We start from the raw sequence: 20211 nt of genomic DNA, 5'->3' as shown, positions 1-20211 counted from the left end.
ATGCCTAAAGTAGCTTTGCTTAACCAAACAGGTTCACAAGTTGGCGAAATCGAATTGGCAGAAGCCATCTTCGGAATCGAGCCAAACGAATCAGTACTTTACGACGCAATCGTCATGCAACAAGCATCACGCCGTCAAGGTACTCACGATACGAAAGGTCGCTCGGAAGTACGCGGTGGCGGCCGTAAACCATGGAAACAAAAGGGAACTGGTCGTGCGCGCCAAGGTTCTATCCGCTCACCACAATGGGTTGGTGGTGGTACAGTCTTCGGTCCAACACCACGTTCATACTCTTACAAACTTCCTAAGAAGGTTCGTCGTTTAGCACTTCTCTCGGCTCTTTCGTCGAAAGTACAAAACAACGAAATCATCGTCCTCGAAGGCCTTGCTTTCGATGCACCAAAAACAAAAGATATGGCTGCTGTACTCAACAGCTTATCAGTAGAACGTAAGGCTCTTGTAGTCACAGCGGACTACAATGAGACTATCGCTCTCGCAGCTCGTAACATCCCAGGAGTGACTGTGATCGACGCAGCAGGCGTAAACGTTCTTGACCTCGTTGCTAACGACAAAGTCATCTTCACTAAAGATGCGGTTGCGAAGGTAGAGGAGGTGCTTGCATAATGGCTCAAGCATACGATATCATCAAACGTCCGATCATCACTGAGCGTTCAGTTAGCCTCATGGAAGCTAACAAATACGTTTTCGAAATCGACGTAAAAGCGACTAAATCGCAAGTGAAACACGCTATCGAAACAATCTTCAATGTGAAAGTTGCTTCGGTAAACACAATGAACTACAAACCGAAAGCGAAACGTGTCGGTCGTCACGCTGGTTACACAGCTCGCCGTAAAAAAGCGATCGTAACTCTTGCAGAAGGCAACACAATCGACTTCCTCGGTTAATTAACTACCTTAGAAGAAAAGGAGGGAATCCTCGATGGCAATCAAAAAGTTTAAGCCGACCACTAACGGTCGTCGTAACATGACATCTCTCGACTTTGCAGAGATCACAACGAATCGCCCTGAAAAATCGTTAACTGAAAAGCTTTCGAAAAAAGGCGGACGTAACAACCAAGGTCGCTTGACTGTTCGTCACCAAGGTGGCGGTCACAAGCGTAAATACCGTATCATCGATTTCAAACGTAACAAAGATGGCGTTGCAGGACGCGTAGCAACGATCGAATACGATCCAAACCGTTCAGCAAACATCGCACTCATCAACTATGTAGATGGTGAGAAACGTTACATCCTCGCTCCTAAGGGCATCAAAGTAGGCATGGAAATCATGTCTGGTCCTGAAGCGGATATCAAAGTGGGGAACGCTCTTCCACTCGTAAACATCCCTGTCGGTACAACAATCCACAACATCGAGCTTAAGCCTGGTAAAGGCGGTCAGCTTGTTCGTGCGGCTGGTGCATCGGCACAAATCCAAGGACGTGACGGCAAGTACGTCATCGTTCGTCTTCAATCAGGTGAATCACGCTTGTTCCTCGGCACTTGCCGCGCGACAATCGGTTCAGTTGGTAACGAAGAACACGAACTCGTAAACATCGGTAAAGCAGGACGTTCACGTTGGTTAGGCAAACGCCCAACAGTACGTGGTTCTGTCATGAACCCGGTTGATCACCCACACGGTGGTGGTGAAGGTCGTGCGCCAATCGGTCGTTCGGGCCCACTTACTCCTTGGGGTAAACCAGCTCTTGGTCTTAAGACTCGTAAGAAAAACAAATCGAGCGACATGTACATCCTTCGTCGCCGTAAGAAATAATTACTACATGATTCTCGGGCGGTTCGAAAGGGCCGTTCCCGAATCATTCCAAAGGGAGGTTCTAACATGGGTCGCAGCTTAAAAAAAGGTCCATTCGCAGATCACCACTTGCTCGCTAAAGTTGACAAACTCAACGAATCTGGTGAGAAGCAAGTCATCAAAACTTGGTCACGTCGCTCGACGATCTTCCCAGAATTCATGGGTCACACGTTCGGTGTGCACGATGGTCGTAAACACGTACCAGTATTCGTGACAGAAGACATGGTTGGTCACAAACTTGGTGAATTCGCTCCAACACGCACGTACAAAGGTCACGGATCAGACAAGAAAACGAAACGGTAATTTGAGGGGAGGTCAAATCCATGCAAGCTAAAGCATCAGCTAATATGGTCCGTCTTGCTCCTCGCAAAGCACGTCTCGTTGTAGACTTAATTCGCGGGAAACAAGTCGGCGAAGCGCTCTCTGTCCTTGCTCACACGAACAAGGCAGCATCGCCAGTCGTTGAAAAAGTATTAAAATCAGCGATTGCTAACGCAGAGCACAACTACGATATGAACATTGAGAACCTCGTTGTAACAGAAGCTTACGTAAACGAAGGTCCAACACTCAAACGCTTCCGCCCACGTGCGATGGGTCGCGCAAGCCGTATTAACAAACGCACAAGCCACATCCACATCGTGGTAACTGAGAAATAAGGAGGGATATGTAGTGGGTCAAAAGGTAAATCCGCACGGTCTTCGCGTTGGTGTTATCAAAGACTGGGATTCGCGTTGGTACGCTGAGAAAGACTACGCTGATCTCCTTCATGAAGACTTCGTTATTCGTGAATACATCGAAAACAAAATGAAGGATGCTAGTGTTTCTAAAGTTGAAATCGAACGCGCTGCAAACCGCGTGAACATTTCGCTTCACACTGCGAAGCCAGGTATGGTAATCGGTAAAGGTGGTTCTGAAATCGAATCACTCCGTAAACACATTACAAAAATCGCTGACGGAAAACGCGTTCACATCAACGTTGTTGAAGTGAAAAACGCTGACGCTGTTGCGAAGCTTGTAGCAGAAAACATTGCTCGTCAATTGGAAGGTCGCGTATCATTCCGTCGTGCAATGAAACAATCAATTCAACGTTCGATGCGTACTGGCATCAAAGGGATCAAAACAGAAGTTTCTGGTCGTCTTGGTGGCGCTGATATCGCTCGTTCAGAGAAATACTCGGAAGGAACAGTTCCACTTCACACACTCCGTGCCGACATCGACTACGGAACAGCTGAAGCTGACACAACTTACGGTAAAATCGGCGTAAAAGTTTGGTTATACCATGGTGAAGTTCTTCCAACAAAAAACAACACAGCGAAAAACGCTGAATAATAAACACTCTTTCAGGAAGGAGGCAACACACTATGTTGTTACCTAAACGCGTGAAATATCGTCGTGTACACCGTGGTAAAATGCGCGGGAATGCTAAACGCGGCACAACTGTACACTTCGGTGAGTTCGGTCTCCAAGCTCTCGAAGCGAGCTGGATTACAAACCGTCAAATCGAATCAGCACGTATTGCAATGACACGTTATATGAAACGTGGTGGTAAAGTGTGGATCAAGATCTTCCCACACAAGCCGTACACTAAAAAGCCTCTCGAAGTCCGAATGGGTTCGGGTAAAGGTGCTCCAGAAGGCTGGGTAGCTGTAGTTAAGCCTGGCAAAGTAATGTTCGAAATCGCAGGTGTATCTGAGGAAGTGGCACGTGAGGCACTTCGTCTTGCATCGCACAAACTTCCAGTAAAATGTAAGTTCGTGAAACGTGAAGAAAATGGTGGTGATACGAATGAAAGCAACTGATCTCCGTCAATCAACAACTGAAGAGCTCAACGGTAAAGTGGGCGAGTGGAAAGAAGAACTCTTTAACCTTCGCTTCCAACTTGCTACAGGTCAGCTTGAGAATCCTGCTCGTATCCGTGAAGTACGCAAGTCGATTGCGCGTGCTAAAACGATTCTTCGTGAACGCGAACTCGGCATCAACAACGGCTAATTACATCGGATTCTTGAGAGGAGGTAACACTCATGGAACGCAACAACCGTAAAGTGTTCACTGGTCGCGTCGTGTCTGACAAAATGGACAAAACGATCGTCGTCGCAGTAGAAACAAAGGTTCGTCATAAACTTTATGGCAAACGTGTAAACTACACGAAGAAATATAAAGCACACGATGAGAACAACGTCGCTAAAGTGGGCGATATCGTTCGCATCGCGGAAACACGTCCTCTTTCTAAAGACAAACGTTTCCGTCTTGTAACAGTAGTAGAAGAATCAGTAATCATCTAATAACAGTTCGGATTTATTAAACATCCGGAGGGAGGTACACTCGCATGATTCAACAAGAATCTCGCTTGAAAGTAGCAGACAACTCTGGCGCGCGTGAACTGTTGACAATTAAGGTTCTCGGTGGTTCTGGTCGTAAGACTGCAAACATCGGTGACGTTATCGTCGCTACGGTAAAACAAGCAACACCAGGTGGCGTTGTTAAAAAAGGTGACGTTGTCAGAGCAGTTGTCGTTCGTACAAAACGCGGCGCTCGTCGTAAAGATGGTTCGTACATCCGTTTCGATGAGAACGCAGCAGTCATTATCAAAGATGACAAGAGCCCACGCGGCACACGGATCTTCGGGCCAGTTGCACGTGAACTTCGTGAAAAAGAATTCATGAAGATCGTTTCGTTGGCACCGGAAGTACTTTAATTTCCAATTTCAATCCTATAAGGAGGTGCGCAAACGATGCATGTTAAAAAAGGCGATACAGTCCAGGTAATGTCTGGTAAAGATAAAGGCAAGCAAGGGGTTATCCTCAAAGCTATGCCAAGCAAAAACCGCGTAGTGGTTGAAGGCGTAAACGTGATGAAAAAACACTCAAAACCTTCACAAGCGAATCCACAAGGCGGGATCCTTGAGATCGAAGCACCAATTCACGTCTCGAACGTAATGCCGCTCGACCCTAAAACTGGCAAACCAACTCGTGTTGGTTTCAAAGTAGTCGATGGTAAAAAAGTTCGTGTCGCGAAATCGGGCGAATCACTCGATAAATAAGAAGAACGTGACGAAAGGAGGTCCATTCGACTATGAACCGTTTGCAAGAGAAGTATAAAAGCGACATCGTGAAAGCGATGATGGATAAATTCAACTATGACTCGGTCATGCAAGTACCGAAAATCGAAAAGATCGTCATCAACATGGGTGTAGGTGATGCTGTTTCGAACTCGAAAGCACTTGACATGGCAGTTGAAGAATTAACAATTCTTTCAGGTCAAAAACCACTCGTAACGAAAGCGAAGAAATCAATCGCTGGTTTCAAGCTTCGTGAAGGTATGCCAATCGGTGCGAAGGTTACACTTCGTGGCGAGCGTATGTACGATTTCCTCGACAAATTGGTAACTGTTTCACTTCCACGTGTACGTGACTTCCGCGGTGTATCGAAGAAAGCATTCGACGGACGCGGTAACTACACGCTTGGCGTGAAAGAGCAACTTATTTTCCCTGAGATCGATTACGATAAAGTATCTAAAGTACGCGGTATGGACATCGTTGTTGTTACAACAGCAAACACAGACGAAGAAGCACGTGAATTGCTCACACTTCTCGGTATGCCATTCCAAAAATAATCTAGAGGGAGGTCGACAACATGGCTAAAAAGTCAATGGTGAATCGCGAACTTAAACGCGAGAAACTCGTTGCCCAGTACGCTGAAAAGCGTGCGAAGTTGAAAGCTGAAGGCGATTATATCGGACTCAGCAAATTGCCACGTAACTCGTCACCTGTACGCTTGCACAACCGTTGCAGCATCACAGGTCGTCCGCATGGTTACATGGGTAAATTCGGGATCAGCCGTATCAAGTTCCGTGATCTTGCATACAAAGGTCAAATCCCTGGTGTTAAAAAAGCAAGCTGGTAATCCACTAACAGTGTGAAAGGAGGTACATCGCATGGTAATGACAGACCCTATTGCAGATATGCTTACACGTATCCGTAACGCTAACATGGTTCGCCATGAAAAAATGGAGCTTCCAGCTTCGAACATTAAACGTGAGATCGCTGAAATCCTTAAGCGTGAAGGTTTCATTCGCGATGTTGAATATATCGAGGACGCTAAACAAGGTACACTTCGTCTTTTCCTTAAATATGGAGCAAGCAACGAACGTGTAATCACTGGTCTCAAACGTATTTCGAAACCAGGTCTTCGCGTATACGCAAAAGCTGATGAAGTGCCTAAAGTACTCGGAGGACTCGGAATCGCAGTTCTTTCGACATCTAAAGGTCTTATGACTGATAAAGAAGCTCGCCAACAACAAGTCGGCGGCGAAGTGATCGCCTACATCTGGTAAGTCACTTTTCTAACAAGAACGGAGGTGTAATCAATGTCACGTATTGGTAAAAAACCAGTTACGATTCCTGCTGGCGTTACTGTAACAGTTGCTAATGACAACACGGTCACAGTAAAAGGTGCTAAAGGTGAACTTTCGCTTTCAGCTAACCCGGCATTGGAAATCAAAGTTGAAGAGAACGAATTGACGGTTGTTCGTCCAGACGAATCGAAAGAAAGCCGCACAATTCACGGTACGACACGTGCCCTTATTGCCAACATGGTACAAGGTGTGTCGAACGGATTCCAAAAAACACTTGAGATCTCGGGGGTTGGTTACCGTGCTACGAAGCAAGGTAACAAACTCGTCCTCAACCTCGGCTACTCGCACCCAATCGAGTACGTTGCTGAGGAAGGTATCGAAATCGAAGTTCCTTCAAACACGCAAATCATCGTAAAAGGGATTAACAAAGAGCGCGTTGGTCACGTTGCTGCTCAAATCCGCTCGTACCGTGCTCCAGAACCTTACAAAGGTAAAGGTGTTCGTTACTCTGATGAACGTATTCGCCGTAAAGAAGGTAAGACTGGTAAGTAATTCGTCACGAAATGAACGGAAAGGAGTGGCATAAATGATCACAAAGGCAGATAAAAATGCAGTTCGTAAAAAACGTCATGCTCGCGTACGTCGTACGATCTCGGGGACAGCAGCTCGTCCACGTTTGAACGTATTCCGTTCGAGCAAGCACATTTACGTTCAACTTATCGATGACGCGTCACAAACAACGCTTGTGTCTGCATCTTCGAAAGATAAAGCTCTCGATCTTACAAATGGCGGTAACGTTGAAGCAGCGACAGCTGTTGGTAAACTTGCTGCAGAACGTGCACTCGAGAAAGGTATCGACACAGTTGTGTTCGACCGTGGTGGATACCTCTATCATGGCCGCGTCAAAGCTGTTGCAGAAGCAGCTCGTGAAGCAGGTCTTAAATTCTAATAAAAAGGAGGGGACACTCGATGCGCCAGTTAGACGTTAACATGGAACAACTTGAAGAACGCGTTGTTACCGTAAACCGCGTCGCGAAAGTCGTAAAAGGTGGCCGCCGCTTCCGTTTTGCTGCTCTCGTAGTCGTAGGTGACAAAAATGGTCACGTCGGTTTCGGTACAGGTAAGGCACAAGAGGTGCCAGAAGCGATTCGCAAGGCTATTGAAGCCGCTAAGAAAAACATGGTACAAGTACCTATGGTTGGTACAACAATTCCACACGAAATCACAGGAGTATTCGGAGCAGGTCGTGTATTCATGAAACCAGCTTCTGAAGGTACTGGGGTTATCGCTGGTGGTCCAGTTCGTGCGGTGCTCGAACTTGCAGGTGTAGGTGACATCCTTTCGAAATCGTTAGGTTCAAACACACCGATCAACATCGTCCGTGCGACGGTACAGGGCTTGACTGAGCTCAAAAAAGCAGAGGAAGTTGCTAAACTACGTGGTAAAAGCGTAGAAGAACTTCTTAACTAAGGGAGGGAACTAGACATGGCGAAACTCGCAATCACCCTCACACGCAGCACAATTGGTCGTCCGGAAGGTCAGCGTGTTACTGTACGTACACTCGGTCTTCGCAAAATGCATCAAACGGTCGTTGTCCCAGACAACGTCGCGATGCGCGGTATGATCAATAAAGTGTCGCACCTTGTGACTGTAAAAGAAATCAACGAATAATAAAGATTTTAATAAATAAGGAGGTGCCACTATGAAACTCCATGAATTGAAGCCAACTCCAGGTTCACGTCACGAACGTAACCGTGTCGGTCGCGGTATGGCGACTGGTAACGGTAAAACTTCTGGCCGTGGACACAAAGGTCAAAAAGCTCGTTCGGGCGGTGGCGTTCGTCCAGGATTCGAAGGTGGACAAAACCCACTTTACCGTCGTCTTCCAAAACGCGGTTTCAACAACCCAACTCGTAAAGAGTACGCGGTTGTTTCCCTAGACACGCTTAACCGTTTCGAAGCAGGTACTGAAGTTACTCCAGAACTCTTAATCGAGACTGGTGTAGTCAGCTCTGCTAAAGACGGAATCAAGGTCCTTGCTAACGGCAAGCTTGAAACTAAATTGACTGTAAAAGCCAACAAGTTCTCGGGTGCAGCGAAAGAAGCAATCGAAGCAGCTGGCGGTACAGTTGAGGTGATCTGATGTTTCAGACGATCTCCAATATGTGGCGCGTGAAAGATATTCGACAGCGTATTCTCTTCACACTCGCAATCATCATCATTTTCCGCATCGGGGCTCATATCCCGGTGCCGATGGTGAATACGGATGTGTTGCGTTTTGACTCAGGAGGTCTTCTTGACTTCTTGAACTTGTTTGGAGGAAATGCTTTACAGAACTTCTCCTTGTTCGCAATGGGGATCATGCCGTACATTACGGCATCGATCGTTGTGCAACTTTTACAAATGGACGTCGTTCCAAAGTTTGCCGAATGGGCAAAACAAGGAGAGGCGGGCCGTAAAAAGTTAGCGACGGTCACGCGCTATGGGACGATCATCTTAGGCTTTGTCCAAGCGACTTCATTGTCGTTTGGATTTAACCGCCTCTACCCAGGTCTCGTCAATGAAACATGGGGAACGGCAACTTACTTTGTGATCGCGATTGTACTCACTGCGGGTACAGCGTTCTTGATGTTCCTTGGTGAGATGACAACGGAGAAAGGTGTTGGGAATGGTATTTCCATCATTATCTTCGCTGGTATCGTCGCTGGGTTCCCAAGAATCTTTACGCAGATTTATGAAACAAAACTCCAAAACGCTGGAGATGCATTGTTCATTAACATCGTTTACTTGGTTGTATTGGCCCTTGTCATTTTGGCTGTGACGGTTGGGATCATTTATGTTCAACAAGCGGCACGCAAAATTCCAATCCAATATGCAAAACGCACGGCAAACCGTACCCCAGTGGGCGGTCAGTCGACGCACTTGCCAATCAAACTAAACGCTGCAGGTGTTATCCCGGTTATCTTCGCGATTTCCTTCATGGTAACACCACCAACTGTTGCAAGCTTCATTGCTTCTCCAGAGACAACGCAAAAATTACAGACGTACTTTGACACGACGGCGCCAATCGGAATGTCGATTTACGTTGCGTTAATCATTGCGTTCTCTTACTTCTATACATTTGTTCAGGTCAACCCAGAGCAGATGGCAGAAAACCTGCAGAAGCAAGGTGGTTATATTCCTGGGATTCGTCCTGGGGCGCAAACAGAACAGTACATCACGAAGTTGCTGTATCGATTGACTTTCTTCGGAGCGATTTTCTTATCGCTCGTGGCGATCATGCCGACAATCTTCATTAAGCTTGCCGGTCTTCCAACTTCCGTTCAAATCGGAGGAACGAGCTTATTGATCGTCATCGGGGTAGCCCTCGAAACGATGAAACAAATCGAGAGTCAACTTGTAAAACGACACTATAAAGGCTTTATCCGTTAAAGCGGAAGGAAGGGTTGACCCTTCCTTCCTGTCGTGTTTACAAGCCCTTCGTGAAAATCAAAACTGGAGGCTAACCGAGATGAATCTAGTACTCATGGGCTTACCGGGTGCTGGGAAAGGGACTCAAGCTGCTAAAATCGTAGAAGAGTACCAAATCCCTCACATTTCGACAGGCGACATGTTTCGTGCGGCAATCAAAGGCGGAACGCCACTCGGTAAAGAAGCCAAGTCATTCATGGATAAAGGCGAACTCGTACCGGATGAGGTAACAATCGGAATCGTACGTGAACGTCTTAGCCAAGATGACACTGAAAAAGGTTTCTTACTTGATGGATTCCCGCGTACTGTTGCTCAAGCAGAGGCACTCGAAAGTTTGCTTAAAGATTTGGGGAAACAGATTGACCACGTCGTCAACATCGATGTGGATGCGGAAATTCTCGTTCCACGTTTGACAGGTCGTTGGATCTGCCCAACATGTGGTGCGACATATCACGTGATCTTCAACCCACCAAAAGTGGAAGGCATCTGTGATGTGGATGGGTCGGCTCTCATGCAACGTGAAGACGATAAAGAGGAAACGGTTCGCCGTCGCCTTGACGTCAACATCGAGCAATCGAAACCACTCATTGACTTTTACGCTGAAAAAGGGTATCTTCGTACATTGGATGGAGATCGTCCAATCGATGTCGTATATGCCGATGTCAAAGCATTACTCGGTGATACTGAATGATCATCACGAAGACGCCTCGTGAAATTGCGATTATGCGTGAGGCTGGGCAAATTGTTGCTCGAACGCACCAGGTGCTCAAACAGCACATAAAACCAGGAATCACGACGCTTGAGCTCGACCAGATTGCGGAAGATTACATTCGCAGCCAAGGTGCGACGCCATCGTTTAAAGGCTATAACGGTTTTACCGGTAGTGTTTGCGCTTCGGTGAATGAAGAGCTTGTTCATGGCATTCCAGGAAAACGGGTATTGAACGATGGAGATATTATCTCAATCGACATCGGTGCCTACTATAATGGATACCATGGAGATTCCGCTTGGACTTATCCAGTGGGAACAATCTCAGAAGAGACACAGCGGCTACTTGACGTAACCGAAGAAAGTCTGTATAAAGGATTGGAGCACGCCAAGGCTGGAGGGCGATTGACAGATATTTCACATGCGATTCAAGCATATGTTGAATCACATGATTTCTCTGTCGTCCGCGAATACGTCGGTCATGGTGTTGGACAAAATTTGCATGAAGAACCGCAAATTCCACACTATGGTCCACCGGGGAAAGGGCCGCGCCTGAAGACTGGGATGACGTTAGCTATTGAACCAATGGTTAATGCTGGTCAACGCTATGTTCGAACACTGGCTGATAACTGGACAGTTGTCACAGTGGACGGTAGCATGTGCGCCCACTTTGAGCACACCATCGCCATCACAGACGATGGATACGAGATTTTAACGAAACTCGATTCCGGTGAATGAGGCTCTATTGTTTCATACTGATCCATTCTGGATCCTTCTCTCACAGTAGATGGCAATAGATCGTCTGTGCTCCTAAAGATCTTCATATAGAAAGGGGAATAAATGATGGCGAAACAAGATGTCATTGAAGTGGAAGGCACTGTTGTCGAACCACTTCCGAACGCAATGTTTAAAGTGGAGTTAGAAAACGGCCACACGGTGCTCGCGCACGTCTCAGGGAAAATTCGGATGCACTACATTCGGATCCTTCCAGGTGACCGCGTAACTGTTGAGTTGTCTCCATACGACTTGACTCGCGGGCGGATTACGTACCGTTATAAGTAACTCCGATTTTTCCAGGAGGAGGGTATACTCATGAAAGTAAGACCGTCGGTAAAACCGATTTGCGAAAAATGTAAAGTTATTCGCCGTAAGGGTAAAGTAATGGTAATTTGCGAAAACCCGAAACACAAACAAAAACAAGGTTAATTTCAGAGGAGGTGCACACATGGCACGTATTGCTGGTGTAGATATTCCACGCGAAAAACGTATCGTTATTTCGCTCACATACATCTATGGTATTGGTAAAACAAAAGCACAAGAAATTTTGAAGGCTGCTAACGTTTCTGAAGAGACACGCACACGCGACCTTACTGAAGATGAACTCAACCGTATCCGTGAAGCAATTGACGGAATCAAAGTTGAAGGTGACCTTCGTCGTGAAGTTTCACTTAACATCAAACGTTTGATCGAGATCGGCGCATACCGCGGTATCCGTCATCGCCGTAGTCTCCCTGTTCGCGGTCAAAACACGAAGAACAACTCGCGTACTCGTAAAGGCCCACGCCGTACAGTAGCGAACAAGAAGAAGTAAAGGAGGGAATTGAACAATGGCGAAACGTAAGCAAAACGTACGTTCTAAACGTAAAGTTAAAAAACATGTTGAAGTCGGTGTGGTACACATCCGTTCTACATTCAACAACACAATCATTACAATCACTGACACGCAAGGTAACGCGATCTCATGGGCTACTTCTGGTAACCTTGGATTTAAAGGATCACGTAAATCGACTCCGTTCGCAGCACAAATGGCTGCTGAAACTGCAGCGAAAGTTGCAATGGACAACGGTATGCGTACAGTAGAAGTTAACGTTAAAGGTCCTGGTGCTGGACGTGAAGCGGCTATCCGTGCGCTCCAAGCTACTGGTCTCGAAGTTACTGCAATCCGTGACGTAACTCCAGTTCCGCACAACGGTTGCCGCCCTCCGAAACGTCGCCGCGTATAATCGCTTGAACGTGTGAGGGGTTTACCTAGCACGACAGCTTATACTTTAGCAGTTCAAACTGCACGGCAGGATATACTCAAGGAGGGGTTCAGATGATCGAGATTGAAAAACCAAAGATCGAAACGGTCGAAATCAGCGAGGACGCTACGTTTGGTAAATTCGTAGTAGAACCGCTTGAACGTGGATATGGCACTACTCTCGGTAACTCACTACGTCGAATTCTATTGTCATCGCTCCCAGGTGCAGCGGTAACAGCGGTTCAAATCGATGGCGTGCTTCACGAGTTCTCTACGATTGACGGTGTCGTCGAAGACGTTACTCAAATCGTACTAAACCTCAAGAAGTTAGCACTCAAAGTGTACTCGGAAGAAGAGAAAACGCTTGAGATTAACGTTTCAAGTGCCGGTGCTGTCACTGCGGCAGACATTACCCATGATAGCGACGTTGAAATCTTGAATCCTGAGCTCCACATCGCGACTCTCGCTGACAATGCGACGCTTCGCATGCGTTTGACTGCTCGCCGTGGTCGTGGTTACGTCCAGGCAGAAGATAACAAACGTGATGATATGCCGATTGGGGTCATTCCAATCGATTCGATCTATACACCGATTCAACGCGTGAACTACGAAGTAGATAAAACACGTGTCGGTCAAGACGCTAGCTTTGATAAGCTTTTATTAGACGTGTGGACAGATGGTTCAATTCGTCCGGAAGAAGCTGTATCATTAGGAGCAAAAATTTTGACTGAACACTTGAACATCTTCGTTGGTTTGACAGATGAGGCTCTCAACGCAGAAATCATGGTCGAGAAAGAAGAAGACCAAAAAGAAAAAGTACTCGAAATGACGATTGAAGAACTCGATCTCTCAGTTCGTTCGTACAACTGCTTGAAGCGCGCTGGCATCAACACTGTTCAAGAACTCGCAAACAAATCAGAGGAAGAGATGATGAAAGTTCGTAACCTCGGACGTAAATCACTCGAAGAAGTTCAACACAAGTTGGACGAACTCGGTTTGGGCTTGCGTAAAGAAGACTAAGTTCAACCGAAGGAGGGAAATGTAATGGCTTATTCGAAACTTGGCCGTACAAGCTCGCAACGCAAGGCGCTTTTGCGTGATCTTGCAACTGACCTAATCATCAACGAGCGCATTCAAACAACTGAACAAAAAGCGAAAGAACTTCGCCCAGTCGTTGAAAAATTGATCACTCTTGGGAAACGTGGCGATCTTCATGCCCGTCGTCAAGTAGCTTCATTCGTTCGTAAGGAGAACGCTGGAGAAAAAGACGCAATCCAAAAATTGTTCGAAGACGTGGCTCCACGCTACGCTGAACGTCAAGGTGGATACACGCGCATCATGAAAGTCGGCCCACGCCGCGGTGATGGTGCAGAAGTTGTAATCATCGAACTCGTCTAATTCATTAGGCAGTCAACAGGGCATGCGGTGACGTATTGCCCTGTTTCCACATCAGAAAGGAGTCGACCTATGGAATCACAAATTATGGTACGGGACGTCGTATTTCATTACCCTGGACAATCTGAGCCGGCACTTAACGGCCTGTCGCTCGATGTATATAAAGGGGAATGGCTTGCGATTGTCGGCCATAATGGTTCTGGTAAGTCGACACTGACGAAGTTGTGGAACGGACTTCTTATTCCTGAACAGGGGGAAGTCCGCGTCGAGACACTCGATCCATCGAACGCCGCAGACGTGTGGGATGTTCGAACGCGGATCGGGGTCGTCTTTCAAAATCCCGACAATCAATTTGTCGGGGCGACCGTGCGCGATGATGTGGCATTTTCTCTCGAAAACATGGGACTTCCACGTCAAGAAATGGTTCGTCGAATTGATGACAGTCTAGCGCGCGTTGGATTATCGGAACTAGCGGACCGTGAACCGCATCAGTTATCCGGTGGACAAAAGCAGCGCGTTGCGATAGCTGCGGCTCTCGCAATGCGCCCGCGTGTCCTCGTGCTCGATGAAGCGACCTCGATGCTCGACCCAATTGGGCGACAAGAGGTATTACAAACGGTACGACAGCTCGTCTCAGAAGGGATGACCGTTGTCGCCATTACACACGAGCTCGACGAAGTGTTGTTTGCCGACCGTATCATTGCATTATCGAAAGGTAAGATTGCGATGACCGGTACACCTGAGGACGTGTTTCAACATCCCGATCAGCTTCGTGACATTCAATTGGATGTCCCGTTCATTGTCAGGATGCAACTCGAACTGAAGGCACGTGGCATTCCACTCGATCGTCTGATGCTACAACATTCGGAGTTGGTGAACCATCTATGCCGATACGCATTGAAGAAGTAACATATCAATATCAAATGAATACTCCGTTTGAACGAACCGCGCTGCGCGATGTGAATGTAACCATTCCGTCGGGAGCGCTTGTTGCGTTTCTTGGGCATACAGGCTCGGGGAAATCAACGCTCGTTCAACATATGAACGGATTATTACGACCGACTGATGGACGTGTCGTGGTCGATGACATCACAGTCACACCGATTCGAACGCGTCGTGATAAAAAACAAAATCTCTTGCCGCTTCGGCGTCGCGTTGGGCTCGTCTTTCAATATCCTGAGCACCAATTGTTTGAAGAGACGGTCGAACGCGACGTCATGTTCGGTCCGCGCAACTTTGGCGCGACAGATGCCGAAGCAAAAGAGCGTGCCCATGAGGCACTTCGTCTCGTCGGTTTAGATGAATCACTATGGGACCGTTCTCCATTTGACCTTTCCGGGGGGCAAATGCGTCGCGTCGCAATTGCGGGCGTCTTAGCGAGCCGCCCCGACGTCCTCATCGTCGACGAACCAACAGCTGGTCTTGATCCAATCGGCAGACGAGATATGCTGGCATTATTTAAACGATTACGAGAAGAGCTGAATCTAACGCTGATTCTTGTTTCTCACGATATGGATGACGTGCTCACTTACGCGGAACGCGTCGTCGTGATGGAGCGTGGACAGGTAGCGTTCGATGGCGATCCGTTTGAGTTGTTTCAGGATGAAGCTCTCGTACGTCGTCTCCAGCTCGATATCCCGCACGTTCTCCGATTCGCCCGTGATCTAGCGCCTGTTTTTGGGGGAACGGTCACTCCACTCGTACGAACGGAGGCCGAATTAGCGGATTGGATCGCAGAGCACTTGAGAGGGGGAGCCGAATGATTATTGGTCAATATATACCGGGTCATTCCTGGCTCCATTCACTCGATGCACGCGCGAAGACACTCTTTATTTTAGGATTTATCCCGGTCGTGTTTTTAGCGGATAACTTATGGACGAACTTGTTTCTATTAGCGTTCACGTTATTTGCGGTGAAACTATCACAACTATCGTGGCGTTATTTATGGAATGGGTTGCGGATGATTCTTTTCTTGATCGTCTTCACGTTGATCTTGCAGTTATTATTTAATCGTGACGGGACACTCCTTTTTGAATTTGGTCCGATTGCCATTTACTCAGAAGGGATTCGGATGGGACTGATCGTCTCGCTCCGGTTCTTCTATCTCGTCATGTTAACGACACTCGTCACGTTGACGACGACACCGATGGAATTGACCGATTCGATTGAAGCGGGTCTGCGACCGTTTGAGCGGATTCGTGTACCGGCACACGAGATTGCCTTGATGTTATCGATCTCGCTTCGCTTCTTACCAACTCTTGCAGACGAGACAGACCGAATCATGAAAGCCCAGCAAGCACGAGGGGTTGATTTGATGAGCGGTCCATGGAAGTCTCGTTTAAAAGGAGTCATCCCTTTATTGATTCCATTGTTCATCTCGGCGTTTAAGCGCGCTGAGGACCTCGCTACGGCGATGGAGGCTCGTGGGTATCGTGGGGGTGAAGGACGGACGAGGTTGCGTGAGATGGAGTGGCAGACGCGTGATACAGCAGTACTGCTGATTTTTGTCGCGTTATCACTCATATTGTTCGGATTGAGAGGGATTGGATGAGACGGATTAAACTGACAGTTGCCTATGACGGGACACACTACGCGGGATATCAAGTACAGCCAAATGGGAATACGATTCAAGCGGAGATTGAAGCAGTTCTAACACGAATGCATCGCCATCCCGTCAAAATTGTCGCCTCAGGTCGTACAGACGCTCGTGTCCATGCCTTAGGACAAGTGATTCATTTTGACACTTCGTTACAGATGCCGGCGGAGCGGTTTGTCAAAGCGTTGAACGCGATGCTGCCCGACGACATCCTCGTCAAACAAGCAGAAGAAGCGGATGCTGGGTTCCATGCTCGATATGGGGCGAAGCGAAAAGAGTATCGCTATCATATCCGTAAGACCGAGGATCCATTCAGAAGGTACTATGCTGCCACGGTGACGTATGACCTTAGCCTTGATCGAATGCGTGAGGCGATGGAGCGGCTAGTCGGCACCCACGACTTTACATCGTTCTCTGTGACAAAGGCGGAAGTCGAGGACCGTGTTCGTACCATCTTTGAAGCAGAAGTGCTCGAAATGGGGGATGAGATCGTATTCCGTTTCGTCGGTTCTGGTTTCTTATATAATCAAGTACGTATCATGGTAGGGACGGTCATTGAGGTAGGGAGAGGCAAATATAAGCCGGCTGACATCACCGAAATGCTGGAAGCGAAAGACCGCCGTATGGCGGGGATTACCGCGCCCCCACACGGTTTGTATTTATGGAATGTGAATTATGAAAAAGTAGATTGACATTCCCTCTATAAAATCGTATTATATTCATTGGCATTTCATTTTCACATTTAGAGATGAACCACAATCTTAGCCCCGTAAACTAGGATTATGATAAAGCATCAAAAAAATTAAGTGAACAGACATTTTAGGAGGTATTCCACATGCGCACAACATTCATGGCTAAAGCATCTGAAGTAGAACGCAAATGGCTCCTTATCGACGCAGAAGGCAAAACACTCGGTCGTTTGACTAGTGAAGTAGCATCACTTCTTCGCGGTAAGCACAAGCCGACTTTCACACCACACGTTGATTGCGGAGACCACGTCATCATCATCAACGCTGAGAAAATCAAATTGACTGGTAACAAATTGAATGACAAGATTTACTACCGTCATTCAGGTCATCCAGGCGGCTTGAAATCACAAACTGCAAAAGAGCTTCTCGCAAAACGTCCAGAGCGTATGCTTGAACTCGCGATCAAAGGGATGCTTCCAAAAGGATCACTCGGTCGTCAACAATTCAACAAACTCCACGTTTACGCTGGAACTGAACACAAGCATGAAGCACAAAAACCAGAAGTTTACGAACTTCGCGGTTAATCGAGACACAGGGAGGAACTAAACGATGGCAGATGTACGTTACTACGGAACAGGCCGCCGCAAACACTCGGTGGCTCGCGTTCACCTCGTTGCAGGTGACGGTAAAGTTGTTGTAAATGGCCGCGATATCTCAGAATACTTCGGTCATGAGACTTTGATCATGATGGCTAAATCACCACTCGTATTGACTGAAACAGAAGGTAAATACGATGTAATCGTTAACGTTAACGGTGGTGGATACACTGGACAAGCTGGAGCGATTCGCCACGGCGTATCACGTGCGCTTCTTCAAGCGGACCCAGAATTCCGTCCAAGCCTCAAAGAAAAAGGCTTCTTAACTCGTGACGCTCGTATGAAAGAACGTAAAAAATACGGTCTTAAAGCAGCACGTCGCGCACCACAATTCTCGAAGCGTTAATCTTCGCGAAGTGGTTCGAACTCTCCATCCTTTCGGGTGGAGAGTTTTTTGTTTGAATTAGTCGATTCCAAAGCCGTCAAGAAAACGCTTTTTTTGATATACTGATATCGAAACAGTTATAAGGGGGAAGCGATATGCTTACAGTAGAGCAAGTACGCGAGGAATTGGCGGGGCTCGTTGATCCAACGATCAACCGAACGCTTGGAGATACAGCGGGAGTCAAAGACATCCGCATTAAAGAAGATTACGTCAGTGTAAAAGTGGCACTCGGACAAACAGGGAGCGGGGAACAGCTTCAGTTACAACAAGAGATCGTCACATTGCTCAAGGGGAAAGGCTTTAAGACGGTCGGGCTTCGCTTTGAAGCATTGAACGATGAAAGTTTGAAGGAGGCAACGAAGCCAGCAATCCTTCGTGAGAATTCAGGAACGACATTTATCGCGATCGCTTCAGGTAAAGGTGGCGTAGGGAAGTCGACAGTATCCGTCAACTTAGCGGTTGCGCTTGCACGTGCTGGGAAGAAAGTTGGATTGATCGACGCGGACATTTACGGTTTCAGTGTCCCAGATATGCTCGGAATCGAAGAACGTCCAGTCGTTCGTGGAGAAAAAATCATTCCAGTTGAGCGATTTGGTGTAAAAGTCATCTCGATGGGCTTCTTTGTTGAAGATAATGCACCTGTTATCTGGCGCGGACCGATGCTCGGGAAGATGCTCAACAACTTCTTTAATGATGTGGAGTGGGGAGACCTTGACTATCTATTGCTCGACTTACCACCAGGAACAGGAGATGTCGCGCTCGATATCCACTCTATGCTCCCATCATGTCAAGAGTTGATTGTGACGACACCTCACGCTACAGCAGCCTTCGTTGCTGCCCGTGCAGGAGCAATGGCGATTAAAACGAACCATAAAGTGTTAGGTATCATTGAGAACATGGCTTACTTCGAAAGTAAGGTCACAGGCGAGAAAGAATACGTATTTGGGTATGGCGGTGGAGAAAAACTCTCAGAAGCACTTAAGAGTAAACTCCTCGCTCAAATCCCACTCGGTCAGCCGTATGACAACGAAGAAGACTTTGCACCATCTGTCTATCGTGATGGGCATCCGTTTGAGCATACGTATGATGAGTTGGCGCAAGCAGTCATTCAACAAATAGAAGGGTGAATCGGTGAGAGATGAAAGTACAAGGTTTTTTACGTTTGTTTTGGACAACGCTCGTGTTTGGGACGTTGTTTGGGTTCCTGATGAATTTATTGGCGAACCCGGGTTATTTGGTCAGTCAGTCCTGGGAGGCAATTGTCACGGCACTCAGTTACTCGAGTACATGGACCGGGATCAGCATGATGGGCTTCTTCGCCTACCTAATCATCCACCGAGTCGGTCTCGACTTGTTTAGAGGACCACGTCTATGGAATCGTGTTCAAGTATTGCTGATTGCTTTCGCAATCTTTGATGCCGTTTATTTACGAATGCTCGCATTTGGGAACGATCATATGTGGCGTTATATCGGTGAGATGGCTGTGCTATTAATTGTCGCTTGGGTAGTTGCTGTAAGTAAGGCGAAACAAACGAATATGAGTGCTTTCATTCCGACACTCTTCTTGATGACGGTGATTACGTTAATCGAATGGATTCCAGCGCTTCAAACAACTGATGAAATCCCATTACTTTGGCCAGCACTCGCGACACTCGTGTTTGCGAACGCCTATCAAGTATTGATGCTTCATCGTTTCCAACAGACTGGACAAGTTGCAGAGCCGACTTCTTCGGAAACAGCGAAGAAGAAAACAAAAAAGCAGATGTCTTCTAAGTCATCCTAACGATCGAGCGGTCGTGGATTACTCCTTGTCAGGGGTTGATCCACGACTGTTTTTTTCTTTTAGTGATGTTAATAGAAAAAAATAAAGTTTTTTTAGAAAAACAGTTGACGGTTTTTTAGGATGCTGATATATTAATAAACGTCGCTGATGTTGTTCACGAAACAATAATCAGAAAGCGAAAAAAATAATAAAAAGTAGTTGACTTTCACAATTCAAATCGCTATTATTAAAAAGTCGCTAACACGACAACGATTGGTCTTTGAAAACTGAACGATGAGGCAAAAATAAGTTTTACAATTTTTGAATGAAGCGCAAGCTTCGTCAATTTAAGAGCTATATCAAATTC

The 20211-nt window shown here is 47.0% G+C and carries 36 protein-coding genes; all 36 read left to right on the top strand.

Annotated elements, in window-relative coordinates; genetic code table 11:
- Window positions 1-624 (top strand): 50S ribosomal protein L4, encoded by a 624-nt coding sequence (rplD, locus tag KNO92_RS12520; protein WP_012727676.1) that lies wholly within the window; start codon window positions 1-3, stop codon window positions 622-624.
- Window positions 624-905: a 50S ribosomal protein L23 gene (rplW, locus tag KNO92_RS12515; RefSeq protein ID WP_026824834.1), complete on the top strand. Its 282-nt coding sequence runs from the start codon at window positions 624-626 to the stop codon at window positions 903-905. Before rplD ends, rplW begins: the two co-directional genes overlap by 1 nt.
- A gap of 34 nt (window positions 906-939) precedes the next feature.
- Entirely contained in the window at window positions 940-1770 is an 831-nt protein-coding gene (gene rplB, locus KNO92_RS12510; protein ID WP_012727674.1) for a 50S ribosomal protein L2, read from the top strand.
- A gap of 66 nt (window positions 1771-1836) precedes the next feature.
- Complete coding sequence (gene rpsS, locus KNO92_RS12505) at window positions 1837-2112, top strand: 30S ribosomal protein S19 (RefSeq protein ID WP_012727673.1); 276 nt, start codon at window positions 1837-1839, stop codon at window positions 2110-2112.
- 20 nt (window positions 2113-2132) lie between these two features.
- A complete protein-coding gene (rplV, locus tag KNO92_RS12500; protein ID WP_012727672.1) occupies window positions 2133-2465 on the top strand; it encodes a 50S ribosomal protein L22 in 333 nt (110 codons plus the stop codon).
- A gap of 13 nt (window positions 2466-2478) precedes the next feature.
- Window positions 2479-3138: a 30S ribosomal protein S3 gene (rpsC, locus tag KNO92_RS12495; protein ID WP_012727671.1), complete on the top strand. Its 660-nt coding sequence runs from the start codon at window positions 2479-2481 to the stop codon at window positions 3136-3138.
- Between the two features lie 32 nt (window positions 3139-3170).
- Window positions 3171-3608 carry a 50S ribosomal protein L16 gene (gene rplP / locus KNO92_RS12490; protein WP_012727670.1) on the top strand — a complete coding sequence of 146 codons (438 nt, stop codon included), beginning with the start codon at window positions 3171-3173 and terminating at the stop codon, window positions 3606-3608.
- Window positions 3595-3798 (top strand): 50S ribosomal protein L29, encoded by a 204-nt coding sequence (gene rpmC, locus KNO92_RS12485; protein ID WP_012727669.1) that lies wholly within the window; start codon window positions 3595-3597, stop codon window positions 3796-3798. The genes rplP and rpmC overlap by 14 nt, the downstream gene beginning before the upstream one ends.
- A 32-nt stretch (window positions 3799-3830) precedes the next feature.
- Window positions 3831-4091 carry a 30S ribosomal protein S17 gene (rpsQ, locus tag KNO92_RS12480; protein WP_012727668.1) on the top strand — a complete coding sequence of 87 codons (261 nt, stop codon included), beginning with the start codon at window positions 3831-3833 and terminating at the stop codon, window positions 4089-4091.
- 44 nt (window positions 4092-4135) lie between these two features.
- Window positions 4136-4504 carry a 50S ribosomal protein L14 gene (gene rplN / locus KNO92_RS12475; RefSeq protein ID WP_026824839.1) on the top strand — a complete coding sequence of 123 codons (369 nt, stop codon included), beginning with the start codon at window positions 4136-4138 and terminating at the stop codon, window positions 4502-4504.
- A gap of 36 nt (window positions 4505-4540) precedes the next feature.
- Window positions 4541-4849, top strand: a complete 309-nt coding sequence (gene rplX / locus KNO92_RS12470) for a 50S ribosomal protein L24 (protein ID WP_074032448.1) — start codon at window positions 4541-4543, stop codon at window positions 4847-4849.
- Between the two features lie 32 nt (window positions 4850-4881).
- Window positions 4882-5421, top strand: coding sequence for a 50S ribosomal protein L5 (rplE, locus tag KNO92_RS12465; RefSeq protein WP_012727665.1), 540 nt, complete (start codon window positions 4882-4884; stop codon window positions 5419-5421).
- A 20-nt stretch (window positions 5422-5441) separates the two neighbouring features.
- A complete protein-coding gene (rpsN, locus tag KNO92_RS12460; protein WP_012727664.1) occupies window positions 5442-5711 on the top strand; it encodes a 30S ribosomal protein S14 in 270 nt (89 codons plus the stop codon).
- 31 nt (window positions 5712-5742) lie between these two features.
- Window positions 5743-6141 carry a 30S ribosomal protein S8 gene (gene rpsH / locus KNO92_RS12455; RefSeq protein WP_012727663.1) on the top strand — a complete coding sequence of 133 codons (399 nt, stop codon included), beginning with the start codon at window positions 5743-5745 and terminating at the stop codon, window positions 6139-6141.
- A gap of 33 nt (window positions 6142-6174) precedes the next feature.
- Window positions 6175-6714 carry a 50S ribosomal protein L6 gene (rplF, locus tag KNO92_RS12450; RefSeq protein ID WP_012727662.1) on the top strand — a complete coding sequence of 180 codons (540 nt, stop codon included), beginning with the start codon at window positions 6175-6177 and terminating at the stop codon, window positions 6712-6714.
- 34 nt (window positions 6715-6748) lie between these two features.
- Entirely contained in the window at window positions 6749-7111 is a 363-nt protein-coding gene (gene rplR, locus KNO92_RS12445) for a 50S ribosomal protein L18 (RefSeq protein WP_214697128.1), read from the top strand.
- A gap of 20 nt (window positions 7112-7131) precedes the next feature.
- Complete coding sequence (gene rpsE, locus KNO92_RS12440) at window positions 7132-7632, top strand: 30S ribosomal protein S5 (protein ID WP_012727660.1); 501 nt, start codon at window positions 7132-7134, stop codon at window positions 7630-7632.
- Between the two features lie 15 nt (window positions 7633-7647).
- Complete coding sequence (rpmD, locus tag KNO92_RS12435) at window positions 7648-7833, top strand: 50S ribosomal protein L30 (RefSeq protein ID WP_012727659.1); 186 nt, start codon at window positions 7648-7650, stop codon at window positions 7831-7833.
- 31 nt (window positions 7834-7864) lie between these two features.
- Window positions 7865-8305 carry a 50S ribosomal protein L15 gene (rplO, locus tag KNO92_RS12430; protein WP_012727658.1) on the top strand — a complete coding sequence of 147 codons (441 nt, stop codon included), beginning with the start codon at window positions 7865-7867 and terminating at the stop codon, window positions 8303-8305.
- Window positions 8305-9594 carry a preprotein translocase subunit SecY gene (secY, locus tag KNO92_RS12425; protein WP_214697130.1) on the top strand — a complete coding sequence of 430 codons (1290 nt, stop codon included), beginning with the start codon at window positions 8305-8307 and terminating at the stop codon, window positions 9592-9594. The genes rplO and secY overlap by 1 nt, the downstream gene beginning before the upstream one ends.
- Window positions 9595-9673: 79 nt before the next feature.
- On the top strand, window positions 9674-10324 hold the full coding sequence (locus tag KNO92_RS12420) for an adenylate kinase (RefSeq protein ID WP_012727656.1): 651 nt from the start codon (window positions 9674-9676) through the stop codon (window positions 10322-10324).
- Window positions 10321-11079: a type I methionyl aminopeptidase gene (map, locus tag KNO92_RS12415; RefSeq protein WP_214749789.1), complete on the top strand. Its 759-nt coding sequence runs from the start codon at window positions 10321-10323 to the stop codon at window positions 11077-11079. The genes KNO92_RS12420 and map overlap by 4 nt, the downstream gene beginning before the upstream one ends.
- A gap of 105 nt (window positions 11080-11184) precedes the next feature.
- Window positions 11185-11403: a translation initiation factor IF-1 gene (infA, locus tag KNO92_RS12410; protein WP_021066622.1), complete on the top strand. Its 219-nt coding sequence runs from the start codon at window positions 11185-11187 to the stop codon at window positions 11401-11403.
- 30 nt (window positions 11404-11433) lie between these two features.
- Window positions 11434-11547: a 50S ribosomal protein L36 gene (gene rpmJ / locus KNO92_RS12405; protein ID WP_003156543.1), complete on the top strand. Its 114-nt coding sequence runs from the start codon at window positions 11434-11436 to the stop codon at window positions 11545-11547.
- Window positions 11548-11566: 19 nt separating this feature from the next.
- Window positions 11567-11932, top strand: a complete 366-nt coding sequence (rpsM, locus tag KNO92_RS12400; protein WP_012727653.1) for a 30S ribosomal protein S13 — start codon at window positions 11567-11569, stop codon at window positions 11930-11932.
- Window positions 11933-11948: 16 nt separating this feature from the next.
- Window positions 11949-12344, top strand: coding sequence for a 30S ribosomal protein S11 (rpsK, locus tag KNO92_RS12395; protein ID WP_012727652.1), 396 nt, complete (start codon window positions 11949-11951; stop codon window positions 12342-12344).
- A 92-nt stretch (window positions 12345-12436) separates the two neighbouring features.
- Complete coding sequence (locus KNO92_RS12390) at window positions 12437-13381, top strand: DNA-directed RNA polymerase subunit alpha (RefSeq protein ID WP_012727651.1); 945 nt, start codon at window positions 12437-12439, stop codon at window positions 13379-13381.
- 24 nt (window positions 13382-13405) lie between these two features.
- Window positions 13406-13759 (top strand): 50S ribosomal protein L17, encoded by a 354-nt coding sequence (gene rplQ, locus KNO92_RS12385; RefSeq protein ID WP_012727650.1) that lies wholly within the window; start codon window positions 13406-13408, stop codon window positions 13757-13759.
- A gap of 69 nt (window positions 13760-13828) precedes the next feature.
- Window positions 13829-14665 (top strand): energy-coupling factor transporter ATPase, encoded by an 837-nt coding sequence (locus tag KNO92_RS12380; protein WP_074032463.1) that lies wholly within the window; start codon window positions 13829-13831, stop codon window positions 14663-14665.
- Window positions 14641-15519, top strand: coding sequence for an energy-coupling factor transporter ATPase (locus KNO92_RS12375; protein WP_214697131.1), 879 nt, complete (start codon window positions 14641-14643; stop codon window positions 15517-15519). The genes KNO92_RS12380 and KNO92_RS12375 overlap by 25 nt, the downstream gene beginning before the upstream one ends.
- Window positions 15516-16307 carry an energy-coupling factor transporter transmembrane component T family protein gene (locus KNO92_RS12370; protein ID WP_074032475.1) on the top strand — a complete coding sequence of 264 codons (792 nt, stop codon included), beginning with the start codon at window positions 15516-15518 and terminating at the stop codon, window positions 16305-16307. The genes KNO92_RS12375 and KNO92_RS12370 overlap by 4 nt, the downstream gene beginning before the upstream one ends.
- Window positions 16304-17044, top strand: a complete 741-nt coding sequence (truA, locus tag KNO92_RS12365) for a tRNA pseudouridine(38-40) synthase TruA (RefSeq protein ID WP_214697133.1) — start codon at window positions 16304-16306, stop codon at window positions 17042-17044. The genes KNO92_RS12370 and truA overlap by 4 nt, the downstream gene beginning before the upstream one ends.
- Before the next feature lie 143 nt (window positions 17045-17187).
- Window positions 17188-17625: a 50S ribosomal protein L13 gene (gene rplM, locus KNO92_RS12360; RefSeq protein WP_026824852.1), complete on the top strand. Its 438-nt coding sequence runs from the start codon at window positions 17188-17190 to the stop codon at window positions 17623-17625.
- Window positions 17626-17650: 25 nt separating this feature from the next.
- On the top strand, window positions 17651-18043 hold the full coding sequence (rpsI, locus tag KNO92_RS12355) for a 30S ribosomal protein S9 (protein ID WP_012727644.1): 393 nt from the start codon (window positions 17651-17653) through the stop codon (window positions 18041-18043).
- Between the two features lie 134 nt (window positions 18044-18177).
- A complete protein-coding gene (locus KNO92_RS12350; RefSeq protein WP_074032486.1) occupies window positions 18178-19209 on the top strand; it encodes a P-loop NTPase in 1032 nt (343 codons plus the stop codon).
- 11 nt (window positions 19210-19220) lie between these two features.
- Complete coding sequence (locus tag KNO92_RS12345) at window positions 19221-19865, top strand: KinB-signaling pathway activation protein (protein WP_214697135.1); 645 nt, start codon at window positions 19221-19223, stop codon at window positions 19863-19865.
- The last annotated feature ends 346 nt before the right edge of the window (window positions 19866-20211 follow it).

The sequence above is a fragment of the Exiguobacterium sp. s129 genome, assembly GCF_018617585.1.
Classification (GTDB): Bacteria; Bacillota; Bacilli; order Exiguobacteriales; family Exiguobacteriaceae; genus Exiguobacterium; species Exiguobacterium aestuarii_A.
The sequence above is the reverse complement of the archived record's forward strand: the minus strand, read 5'-3'. Positions and strand labels throughout refer to the sequence as shown.

Excerpts from the sequence above, each read along its gene's own strand:
- secY (WP_214697130.1), top strand. The coding sequence starts at position 8,305 with ATGTTTCAGACGATCTCCAATATGTGGCGCGTGAAAGATATTCGACAG.
- rpsE (WP_012727660.1), top strand. The coding sequence starts at position 7,132 with ATGCGCCAGTTAGACGTTAACATGGAACAACTTGAAGAACGCGTTGTT.
- rplW (WP_026824834.1), top strand. The coding sequence starts at position 624 with ATGGCTCAAGCATACGATATCATCAAACGTCCGATCATCACTGAGCGT.
- rpsM (WP_012727653.1), top strand. The coding sequence starts at position 11,567 with ATGGCACGTATTGCTGGTGTAGATATTCCACGCGAAAAACGTATCGTT.
- rplP (WP_012727670.1), top strand. The coding sequence starts at position 3,171 with ATGTTGTTACCTAAACGCGTGAAATATCGTCGTGTACACCGTGGTAAA.
- truA (WP_214697133.1), top strand. The coding sequence starts at position 16,304 with ATGAGACGGATTAAACTGACAGTTGCCTATGACGGGACACACTACGCG.
- rpmC (WP_012727669.1), top strand. The coding sequence starts at position 3,595 with ATGAAAGCAACTGATCTCCGTCAATCAACAACTGAAGAGCTCAACGGT.
- rpsN (WP_012727664.1), top strand. The coding sequence starts at position 5,442 with ATGGCTAAAAAGTCAATGGTGAATCGCGAACTTAAACGCGAGAAACTC.
- KNO92_RS12345 (WP_214697135.1), top strand. The coding sequence starts at position 19,221 with ATGAAAGTACAAGGTTTTTTACGTTTGTTTTGGACAACGCTCGTGTTT.
- rplD (WP_012727676.1), top strand. The coding sequence starts at position 1 with ATGCCTAAAGTAGCTTTGCTTAACCAAACAGGTTCACAAGTTGGCGAA.
- rpsS (WP_012727673.1), top strand. The coding sequence starts at position 1,837 with ATGGGTCGCAGCTTAAAAAAAGGTCCATTCGCAGATCACCACTTGCTC.
- KNO92_RS12350 (WP_074032486.1), top strand. The coding sequence starts at position 18,178 with ATGCTTACAGTAGAGCAAGTACGCGAGGAATTGGCGGGGCTCGTTGAT.
- KNO92_RS12420 (WP_012727656.1), top strand. The coding sequence starts at position 9,674 with ATGAATCTAGTACTCATGGGCTTACCGGGTGCTGGGAAAGGGACTCAA.
- rplF (WP_012727662.1), top strand. The coding sequence starts at position 6,175 with ATGTCACGTATTGGTAAAAAACCAGTTACGATTCCTGCTGGCGTTACT.
- rpsI (WP_012727644.1), top strand. The coding sequence starts at position 17,651 with ATGGCAGATGTACGTTACTACGGAACAGGCCGCCGCAAACACTCGGTG.
- rpmJ (WP_003156543.1), top strand. The coding sequence starts at position 11,434 with ATGAAAGTAAGACCGTCGGTAAAACCGATTTGCGAAAAATGTAAAGTT.
- rpsQ (WP_012727668.1), top strand. The coding sequence starts at position 3,831 with ATGGAACGCAACAACCGTAAAGTGTTCACTGGTCGCGTCGTGTCTGAC.
- rplO (WP_012727658.1), top strand. The coding sequence starts at position 7,865 with ATGAAACTCCATGAATTGAAGCCAACTCCAGGTTCACGTCACGAACGT.
- rpsK (WP_012727652.1), top strand. The coding sequence starts at position 11,949 with ATGGCGAAACGTAAGCAAAACGTACGTTCTAAACGTAAAGTTAAAAAA.
- KNO92_RS12375 (WP_214697131.1), top strand. The coding sequence starts at position 14,641 with ATGCCGATACGCATTGAAGAAGTAACATATCAATATCAAATGAATACT.
- infA (WP_021066622.1), top strand. The coding sequence starts at position 11,185 with ATGGCGAAACAAGATGTCATTGAAGTGGAAGGCACTGTTGTCGAACCA.
- KNO92_RS12380 (WP_074032463.1), top strand. The coding sequence starts at position 13,829 with ATGGAATCACAAATTATGGTACGGGACGTCGTATTTCATTACCCTGGA.
- rplX (WP_074032448.1), top strand. The coding sequence starts at position 4,541 with ATGCATGTTAAAAAAGGCGATACAGTCCAGGTAATGTCTGGTAAAGAT.
- rplE (WP_012727665.1), top strand. The coding sequence starts at position 4,882 with ATGAACCGTTTGCAAGAGAAGTATAAAAGCGACATCGTGAAAGCGATG.
- KNO92_RS12370 (WP_074032475.1), top strand. The coding sequence starts at position 15,516 with ATGATTATTGGTCAATATATACCGGGTCATTCCTGGCTCCATTCACTC.
- KNO92_RS12390 (WP_012727651.1), top strand. The coding sequence starts at position 12,437 with ATGATCGAGATTGAAAAACCAAAGATCGAAACGGTCGAAATCAGCGAG.
- rpsH (WP_012727663.1), top strand. The coding sequence starts at position 5,743 with ATGGTAATGACAGACCCTATTGCAGATATGCTTACACGTATCCGTAAC.
- rplQ (WP_012727650.1), top strand. The coding sequence starts at position 13,406 with ATGGCTTATTCGAAACTTGGCCGTACAAGCTCGCAACGCAAGGCGCTT.
- rplR (WP_214697128.1), top strand. The coding sequence starts at position 6,749 with ATGATCACAAAGGCAGATAAAAATGCAGTTCGTAAAAAACGTCATGCT.
- rplB (WP_012727674.1), top strand. The coding sequence starts at position 940 with ATGGCAATCAAAAAGTTTAAGCCGACCACTAACGGTCGTCGTAACATG.
- rpmD (WP_012727659.1), top strand. The coding sequence starts at position 7,648 with ATGGCGAAACTCGCAATCACCCTCACACGCAGCACAATTGGTCGTCCG.
- rplV (WP_012727672.1), top strand. The coding sequence starts at position 2,133 with ATGCAAGCTAAAGCATCAGCTAATATGGTCCGTCTTGCTCCTCGCAAA.
- rplN (WP_026824839.1), top strand. The coding sequence starts at position 4,136 with ATGATTCAACAAGAATCTCGCTTGAAAGTAGCAGACAACTCTGGCGCG.
- rplM (WP_026824852.1), top strand. The coding sequence starts at position 17,188 with ATGCGCACAACATTCATGGCTAAAGCATCTGAAGTAGAACGCAAATGG.
- map (WP_214749789.1), top strand. The coding sequence starts at position 10,321 with ATGATCATCACGAAGACGCCTCGTGAAATTGCGATTATGCGTGAGGCT.